Source organism: Marinimicrobium sp. UBA4209, from assembly GCF_002381585.1.
GTDB classification, from domain to species: Bacteria; Pseudomonadota; Gammaproteobacteria; order Pseudomonadales; family Cellvibrionaceae; genus Marinimicrobium; species Marinimicrobium koreense.
On sequence record NZ_DFTP01000068.1, the window covers coordinates 54,033 to 62,878 of the forward strand.

General features: G+C 59.7%; 9 protein-coding genes and 1 pseudogene. 1 reads left to right on the top strand and 9 read right to left on the bottom strand.

Annotated features, from left to right (window positions below; translation table 11 throughout):
* A pseudogene (locus B3187_RS09995) lies at positions 1-1,141 on the bottom strand (DUF3372 domain-containing protein); the annotation flags it as partial.
* Positions 1,142-1,443: 302 nt separating this feature from the next.
* Complete coding sequence (locus B3187_RS10000) at positions 1,444-3,054, bottom strand: alpha-amylase family glycosyl hydrolase (RefSeq protein ID WP_286806165.1); 1,611 nt, start codon at positions 3,052-3,054, stop codon at positions 1,444-1,446.
* A 142-nt stretch (positions 3,055-3,196) separates the two neighbouring features.
* Here B3187_RS10000 and B3187_RS10005 point away from each other — a divergent pair, with 142 nt between their 5' ends.
* A complete protein-coding gene (locus tag B3187_RS10005) occupies positions 3,197-3,556 on the top strand; it encodes a hypothetical protein (protein ID WP_286806167.1) in 360 nt (119 codons plus the stop codon).
* 2 nt (positions 3,557-3,558) lie between these two features.
* Here B3187_RS10005 and B3187_RS10010 read toward each other — a convergent pair whose 3' ends face one another.
* The 7 genes from B3187_RS10010 to B3187_RS10035 form a co-directional block, all read right to left on the bottom strand.
* Positions 3,559-4,128 (bottom strand): SOS response-associated peptidase, encoded by a 570-nt coding sequence (locus tag B3187_RS10010; protein WP_286806169.1) that lies wholly within the window; start codon positions 4,126-4,128, stop codon positions 3,559-3,561.
* Positions 4,129-4,162: 34 nt separating this feature from the next.
* Entirely contained in the window at positions 4,163-4,954 is a 792-nt protein-coding gene (locus B3187_RS10015; protein WP_286806171.1) for a DNA adenine methylase, read from the bottom strand.
* Entirely contained in the window at positions 4,920-5,096 is a 177-nt protein-coding gene (locus B3187_RS17580; protein ID WP_353743453.1) for a Com family DNA-binding transcriptional regulator, read from the bottom strand. Before B3187_RS17580 ends, B3187_RS10015 begins: the two co-directional genes overlap by 35 nt.
* A 137-nt stretch (positions 5,097-5,233) precedes the next feature.
* Positions 5,234-5,578, bottom strand: coding sequence for a hypothetical protein (locus tag B3187_RS10020; RefSeq protein ID WP_286806173.1), 345 nt, complete (start codon positions 5,576-5,578; stop codon positions 5,234-5,236).
* Positions 5,565-5,810, bottom strand: coding sequence for a hypothetical protein (locus tag B3187_RS10025; protein WP_286806174.1), 246 nt, complete (start codon positions 5,808-5,810; stop codon positions 5,565-5,567). The genes B3187_RS10020 and B3187_RS10025 overlap by 14 nt, the downstream gene beginning before the upstream one ends.
* A gap of 68 nt (positions 5,811-5,878) precedes the next feature.
* Positions 5,879-7,207, bottom strand: a complete 1,329-nt coding sequence (locus B3187_RS10030) for a DUF2793 domain-containing protein (RefSeq protein WP_286806176.1) — start codon at positions 7,205-7,207, stop codon at positions 5,879-5,881.
* Positions 7,208-7,211: 4 nt separating this feature from the next.
* On the bottom strand, positions 7,212-8,846 hold a 1,635-nt coding region (locus B3187_RS10035; protein WP_286806178.1), incomplete at its 5' end, for a sialidase family protein.

Consider the following 8,846-nt stretch of genomic DNA (forward strand, 5'->3'; position numbering starts at 1 on the left):
TCGGTGCCCACAGATGCACACTGGGAACATCGCCGTCATACACCGGGCCCAGGTCGCCATCGTAGGTGTACAGGTCATCCAGCACGCCCGGAATCTGCACGCCGGTGGCATCGACCAGGCTGCCGTCTTCGTTGCTGGCCGACACGGCGATCTGCCCTTTCAGAATGTCACCGATCTGTTCGAGGTCCGCCTCGGCAATGGTGAACACGGGGTAGTTGGCCAGGTGGGGGAATTTTTCGGCCAGCGAATCACTCATGCCATTGGCATCGTGGGTCAGCGTGATGGCTTCGCCGCCAGAAACGCCCTCGGGGCTGCTGGTCATGTCCGCCTGAGCATCGAAGTGCAGTTGGACATTGGCGTCCGGTGTGACCGCGAAGGCAATGGTGTTCTCGTTCAGCCAGTAGGCCTTGGATTGACTCAGGTCACCAGCGGAAATCACATCGCCCACGTACACGCTGTTGTCCAGACTGTTGTAGGTAAAGGTGACTTCTTCGCCGTCCGCCTCAACGGTAAAAGGCACATTGCCACCGTCTGCGCCATAACTTTCAGTCCAGGTCTCGTTCAGGGCGATTTTTGCCTCGTAATTGCCGGCCGGAATGTCAGTGGTGGTGTATTGATAGATACCGGTGTTGTTGATGTCCTGAACCCAGGCAACCATACAGTCCGCCGCCCAGTTGGTTTCGCAACCCAGTGCTTGTTGGAAATCTCCGACCGCGGTTGCGATAACGTCATTGACACTATCGGCGACCCAATGGCTCTCGTGGCTGTAGTAAAAACGGACGGCCTGCTCTTCAGACACGCTCAGTGAAATGTTGTCACCGCCAGAGGTGGCATTCGCGCCGTAGCTTTCATCCCACCCGCCATTGATGGCGGCCTTGTATTCGTAGTCGCCGGCTGGAAGCGTGAAACTGCCGCGCCAGATACCATCCGCGCCCGCTTCAAGGGCGGCATCGGTACAGTCTGGCTGCCATTCGCCCGGGCAGCCCATGGCGGGATTGAGGTCTCCCGGGATGCTGACGCTGGAGGGATCTGAGGTATGGTCGGCTTGAGCGCCGATCGCCAGAGCGAGCACCGGTAGGGCGCGTGCGCTATGCATTAACCACCGGGGCATAGCCCGGCCGTTGCGGGTGTTATCGTTCATTATTGTATCTCCAAGCTTACTGGTTACTGTTATGTTTATTGGTACCCGACCGGACAGGATCGACAGCACGAAAGGCCGGGTAAAAAAAAGGCGCAGTAGACTGCGCCAAAGTTTCCCAACACAAAGCAATGAGAGAGTAGGGTAAAACCGTAAGGTTTCAAAAAATGGCCCGGGAGTGATCCCGGGCTGGCAAGGAAGGAGAGTTCCCAAACCATGAATTCATCGTAGAACGGGGCGACGGACTGCTCAATAGCTTGCATACGTATGCAGGTCGTCTGACCGCTATGAATACGTATGCATTTTCAGTCTTTGTCAGATGCGTTCATCTCACTCACTTCAAGCACCACAGATTGAAGCGGGCTTAATTCCAACTCGGCATAGCCACGCCCATCATTATCCACCGTTAGAATAACGCCCTGATTCGAATCGAGCCGATCCCGAAGTGTGTGCTGGCCCGGCGACAACTGCCATTCAGTGATCAGTTCGCGCGGCAGGTTCAACGTTACTTCGGTAGCCGCCTGGTCGCCAAAATGACTGACAATTAACCACCGTTGTGAGCTCGACCAACGGGCCCAGGTGTACAGCTTCTCGTTGTAACCATTACTGTTCTGGCGCTGGTAGTCGTGCAGGTCCATGATCTGCCCGTCGGCGGCGGGCTCCTCCCGTGCCAGGCGTAACACGTGCTGATAAAACTCGCGCAGCGCGGCCTCTTGCTCGCTGAGCTGGCCACCGTCAAAGGCGCCGTCGTTCATCCAGCGTTGGTGGGCGGGCACGCCCCAGTAGTCGAAAATGGTGGTCCGGCTGGCTTTGCCGAAACCGGCATCTTCATCGGCGTCTTCGCCCACTTCCTGTCCGAAATAGATCATCGCCGGGCCCCGTCCCCAGAGCGCAGAGACCACCATGGCCGGCTTGCCTTTTTGTGCGTCGCCCGCAAATTCCGGGTGGGCAATGCGTTGCTCATCGTGGTTCTCGAGAAACAGCAGCATGTGCTGATCGATGTCCGCGAGCGCGTCGCGCACCGGAGGCAGGGTATCGGTACCGGCTTCGCCGCGCATGATGGGCTTCAGCGTATCGTAGATATCCACCTTGGCGTAGAGGTAGTCCATCTTCCCCAGGTGAATGTAATCGCGGTAGGCGTCCGGGTTGTAAATTTCCGCGAGCAGAAAGGCGTCCGGGTGCTCCACTTTGATGGAGGCATTCAGAAAGCTCCAGAATTCCACCGGGACCATTTCCGCCATGTCGTACCGGAAACCGTCGACGCCCTTGTCCAGCCAATAGTGGGCAGTGTCGCGCATTTTGTACCAGGAGTCCGGCAGGTCCTGCTCTTGCCAATAAGCGTGATGATCCTCGATCGACCGCCCGGCATAGTCGTCCGGCAGATGCGGGAAGTCGTAGGTACCGTCGGGTCTTACCCCGTAATTGATCTTTACGGTCTCATGCCAGTCATTGAAACCCGGCTGAGCGGCGCGGGCGCCATTGCCGGTCCACTTGGCCGGGTTCTCCTCGAACTCGCCGTCGGCAAGCGGGTGAACATCGCCGCCCAGGGGTTGGTAGTCGCCCTCGGGATCGGGGACTCTGAAGCGTTCGCCGACCACATAGTAGAACTGGTTGTCACGGGCATAGGTGACCGAGTCATCATCCTGGGCACCGAGGTTGTCGACGCCCTCAGGGCGGCTGATGGAATCGTAATCCCTGGCCACGTGGTTGGGAACGATGTCGATAATGACCTTCAGGCCGTTGTCGTGAGTACGCTCGATCAGCGCCTCGAATTCTGCCAGGCGCTGCGCCGGATCTTCAGCGAGATCCGGATTGACGTTGTAATAATCCTTGACCGCATACGGTGAGCCGGCGCGGCCCTTGACTACGTCCGGGTCATCCTGGGAAATGCCGTAATCGGTGTAGTCGTTGATCACGGCATGGTGGGGTACTGATGCCGCGCGCGATAAATTGACGGCTCACGCGCGATAATTGGCGTAGTGTAACTGTTTCACCCTGGGCAAAGGAATTGCCAATAGGGATTGCGCCTCTCCCGCCACCGGGGCACACTTCCCGCCCATGAGAACCTACCTTGTAATTCTGCTCCTGCTCTCCCTCTCCCTGGATGTCCATGCCAGAAACGAAGCCTGGTACCAGGAACGCTTCTGTGACGGCGAGACCGAGGTGGTGCTGCCTGACCGCCGCCGAGTGGATTGTGTCCTGGACTCGCATGCCATTGAGTACGACTGGGGATCCAAGTGGTCCCAGGCGATCGGGCAGGCTTTAGGGTATGCCACGGCCACGGGAAAGCGTGCCGGTATTGTCCTTATTCTGAAGAAGCCCACGGACCGTCGATACTGGGAAACCATGCAGGATGTCATTGAAGACCACGACCTACCGATCGACACCTGGGCCATCGAAGCGTGGAAGGTGCGCTGAGGCTACTCACTGGGGCTGAAAGTGATGCCCTGGGCGGCCGAATCGATCGCCATAGCTTGGGCATCCAGAGGGGTGGCATTCAACCAGGTGCTCGCCTCACTGGCGCCAATGAACACCGGGAACCGGTTGTGTATGTGGTAGAGCTCCGTTGGGGCTGCCCGTGTCAGGGTGACTAGCTGGGGCGTCTCTCCCTCATACCAGAATGCCGCCATGTACAGCGGCCGCTCGTCTATCCGGTGAAACCGCAGCTTCACCTTGCCTGCCTTCGTACTCATCCACTCGTAAAATCCACTACACGGCACCAGGCAGCGGTTGAAGGCAAACGCTTTGACGAATGTCTGCTTTTCGGTGACGGTCTCGGATTTGGCATTGATAAGCAGGCTGGTGGCCCACTTGGGCTTGATGCCCCACCTGGTGTCGAGCTGCTGCAGACGCCCCTCTACCGAGGCAACTGTGGATACGGTCTGGGCCGGCCGCAGGTCATGGTTGCTGGCCGCCTTGAAGCGGATGCCTAGGTCCTGCGGTACCCATCTGTTGATCTCTTCGCCGTCGACGTCGATTCTTCCGCACATACATTCAGCCCTCCGTGGCCAAATAATAGCAGGCTCAGAACAGGCCCGCCGGCTCACTCTGGACGTCCCAGCTGAATATCAGAACCTCCCGCGCATCCGAACCCTTGCCGCCGCCGACGGTGTACTTGATGTCGGTGCTCTCAATGTGGAAGTCCTTGAACAGCTCACGGATGTCCGGGTGGTCGTTCAGGCTGATGACGGCTTTGCCCTTGATCTGGTGCAGCAGCTCTGCCATGGCCTGGTAGTGCTCCCAGCCGAAATCCACGCCGTAGCCCTCGGTCTCCCAGTATGGCGGATCCATATAGAAGAGCGTGTGAGGCCGGTCGTAGCGGCGGATGCAGTCCTGCCACGCCAGGTGTTCGATGTAGGTGGACGCAAGGCGCAGGTGGGCGGCCGACAGCGACTCTTCCAGCCGCAGCAGGTTAAGCCCTGGGGGCGTGGTGGTAGCCGTGCCATAGCTCTGGCCGTCCACGCGGCCGCCGAAGGCGGACTGCTGCAGGTAGTAGAACCGGGCGGCACGCTGGATATCGGTCAGCGTTTCCGGCCGGGTCATCTGCTGCCACTTGAACACTTGGCGTGAACTGAGGGCCCACTTGAACTGGCGGACGAACTCTTCCAGGTGGTTCTGCACCACCCGGTAGAGATTCACCAGGTCACCGTTGATGTCGTTCAGCACCTCGACCTCGGCGGGTACCGGACGGAGGAAGAACAGCGCGGCGCCGCCGGCGAACGGCTCGACGTAGCAGCTGTGCTGAGGGAGCAGCGGCAGGATGCGATCGACCAGGCGGCGTTTACCGCCCAGCCAAGGGATGATGGGTGTGGCCATGTTGCCTCCTATCAGGGTGCGATTGGAGGCTCGTGGCCTTCTGATGGTTGACGGCCCCGCAGCGGGGGCACTTGATTTCGATTTCGGAAAACGCCGCCATGGCGAGTTTACGACGGCATTTTGTACAACGAACCTCTTTCATTCTCGGCAAACCTTTTTCATTTTGCTAAGATCGCCTTGCTCACGTGAGCGGGCGGCCTCGGCTGGTTTGCAGCTTGCTCTGCAGACTGGTGTCGCGCTCTGGTGTTGCAGCACCAGGGCGCGTCGCCGCTTTTTACTTCACGCCCCAGGGGCTTCCCAGTTTGTGTCCATGTTGTCGACCGCCAGACGGAAGGCCTCCGACAGCTCCTCGACAGAGACCGGCGTTTTGTGCCCTGCCTCGCTATCCGCCAGAACCCAACCGACCACCGTCTCACCGGTTATCTGGGCCTTCTGCAGGCGAAAACCCATACGGCCTATCGACTGCTCGTCTGCATCAAACAACTTTCCAGATGCTGTTTCTACGACAGCTTCGCTGATGGCTTCGGCTCGCTGGCGCTTGAACTGATTGATCTGCGCCAGCGCTGCCTTAGCCGCTTTGTCTTCGGCGGTTTCGATTTCGGTGCAGTCATTAAGCCAGGTCATTGGAGTACTCCTCTGGTGCGTCATACGGCGGTAGTTCGATAGGACCGTTCTCTGTTACGGTGACCGGCGCCGGGAAGCGGGTTTCGGAGGGAGCATCGGCGCCATGCGTCAGCGTGATGGTGCATTCGTAATCATTGCCTACACGGTGGACGGTGCCGAGTACCGGATGCTGTGCGGTTGCGCCGTCTTCGAGCAGGGACAGGTTGTAGTCTACTGCGTTGACGGTAAGCACTGGTGCTACCCACGAAACGGAGGGCTGCGGCTCGTCTGATCGGATTGGGGAAAGATTTAGTCTAAGCATTAGTACCACCTTCCTATCGCTGTTAAAGACATCCAGATATAATCGCCTGTGGAAAAGGCGAACTCGCCGGTCGCAGCGCGGACGTTTACGTTTAGCAAAGTTGCCGAGTGAGACCCCTCCGAAACCTGGCTATGTATCAGACTAGAGATTCCGGGGGGCATATCATTCACGTTGTTTGGGTCACGCTCTTGCATTTCTGCGCTCCAACTGTAGGCGCTAGGACTGGCGAACGCGACCGGAAAATTCCACTGACACAAAAGACGGGACGCTACATCATAGAGCGCCTTCTGGTGATGTCGGCACCACAGCGTCCCATCCGCAAACTTCACGTACTCGCCGTTTGCATTCGAGCCGCGTTCAATCACCGCCCCAGTAGGAACGCCGCCGGATTGGGAGACTGTGCCGAGGATGGTTCTTTGGGTTAGGATTTTTGCCCAAGGACCGAAAATGCCTGCACCATAGGAGCGAAACCATAGGTCGTGGGCACCGCCAGAGGAAGCCTGATTGTAGAATTGGAACCCGGCATTGGGATTTCTAGCCCCAGTTAAAGTAGTCCCGCCTCCGGTTACCGGCGTATTGGGTATCCCGCTTTCAGAAGAATATGAACCGAATGTGTTGGCCGTGTTTAAATCAGCTATATCGGGCGCCGATACTGGAGCCCCTAGCCCAAACGCTCCTACCTGTAGCAAGCGCCCAGCCGTGGTGTCAGTAGCACTTGTGGTTTTATCCGCATAAGCCGCCGAGCCCAAATCACCATTACTAGGCACGTCTGCCCCGCCGAGGCCCACGTTGGCGAGTGCGGCGCTGCCCAGCTCGTCTAGGGTGAGTGTGGTTTTCTGCCAGCTGGCGGCGCTGGCGGTTGCGTCAACACAAACCCAGAATTCCCCCGTTGAGGTATTGAGCCAGCGGCTCAGCGGCTGGTAGCCCGCTGTGCTGTCGTCGGTGGCGCCTGGGTCTGCGGTGGCGCTGGGGTTGTTCAGTGGTGCGGTTGGCAGCCAGTTGGCGCCGTCGAACTTGTACCGACGGCCGTCGGCGAGGTTGTGCATTTCCCAACCTTCCAGGGGGCCCACCAGCGTCCAGGCGCCCTCGTCGTAAACGGCGATCGCGTTGGCACTACCGAGCCAGTCGCCGGTGGGATTCGGGCCCACAAGGTAGGCGGCGCCGGCGACAGGCGAGCTGGGCGGATCATCCACGCCGATATCGAGCACGCGGCCTTGCACCAGCGTGTCCAGTACCAGCAGGTTGTAGTCCATCCCCGCTTTCCAGCCGTCCTCGCCCAGGTCCCAGTCGGTGTTCAAGCCGAGGTTGTTCAATGCTCTGTTGGGCATGGGTTTACTCCTCTTCAGTAGGCCGCTGCAGGCGCAGCGACCGCCAGGTTAAAGCGTCATCGCTCTCGATCAGGTGACCGTTATTGGTCGGTTGCAAATCGGATAGCATCATCAGCCGGCCACCCACGACTTGCAGGTTGCCGGAGCGGCGCGGGAAGAATTGGGTGTTGGGGTCAATGGTCTGGACGGTCCAGGTGGTGCCACCGTTGGTGCTGCTGAACACGCGGGGCGCACCGCCGTAGCTATCGACGTACGACCGCCCGATGTAATAGTGGTCGCCGTTAAATTCCACGATCCGGGTTGTCCCGTAGTAGTTGCTGCCAGGCACACCGTTAAACGACGCCTCGGACCAGTTCTGGCCATCGGTGCTGTAAAACAGCGTGCGCTCAGAGCCTTCGCTGGTCTGGCCGAGGCCGACCCGGACGAGAAAGCGGCCCGCCATGCGCTGCACATGACCGGACCACAGGCCCCGGTAAAGGCCTTCGCCAAAGTCCCCATCGGCCAGCAGTTGCGGGGTTACCAGCTCCCAGTCGACCAGGTTGACTGAACGCCACATCCTGGAATTGACCGCATCTGGGCGCGACATCCAGATGCGCTCGCCCTCGCGGATCACTGCCACGTAGTAGCCATTGCCGTACGCAATGCTGTTCACCGTTGTGACGTCCGCGCGGTTCTCATCCAGCACGGGAGGCAGCCGGTGCTGCTCCCAGGTGCTGCCATCATCCGACGAAAACAGCAACTGATTGCCCCACAAAAACAGCCGCCCATTGATCACCTCGCTGAACGACAGCCCGGTCACCGTGGCTGAATCCGACGGCGAGGGCAGCTCCGTCCAGGGGCCATCGAGCGATGCCGCCTCAGACAGGAAACCGTTGAACACCCGCACCCAGCGGCCGCCGAACCAGTACACCGTGCCGGTCCAGAACATCGGCAGTACCGAGTGGCGCGTCCAGGTTTCGCCATCAACGCTGGAGACCAGGTACTGCTCCCCGCTCACGTCCAGGTCATTCCACCGGCCAACGTACACACCGTTTTCAAACCCCATGATGTTGATGTACAGCTGGCGGCCGCTGATGCCGCCACGCGGCGCAATCACACCCGGGTCATAGGTGCCGCCCCAGGCATAACCCCAGGACTTGCCATAGCCGGCCGCCACATAGTTAAAGGGGATCCGCACTGATTGGTAGCTGCGTGTGTCGGTGTCGTAGTCCAGCGCTTGGCTGTTGATCACCAGCTCGACCAGCCCCGAGTAACCGGCGAACAGCTCCACCACCGTGCCGTCGATATTGGATTCCGAGGTCAGCACCTGGCCGTTATCAACACGCACCAGGCTGGCGTTGTAGGTCACCTCCGGTGCACCGGCGTTCAACATGCTGGCGTCCACCAGCTGATCCTCAATCACCACCTTGTCCCGCGTGGACCAGCTCACGCGGAGCACGCCGCGCGCGGCCGCCGGGTAGGCTTCGCCGTTTATCCGGATACGGCCCGGCGGGTACGGCCGCCCGGGTCTACCGGCCAGGGTAATCACATCGCCGGTGGCGTCCTCAGCGGGCAGCGTGGCGGTGCTGGTACGGCTGCGCAGGCGGGCGCTGACGGTTTCGCTGGCCTCATACTCGACCGTTTCCACACCAGCAAAGCC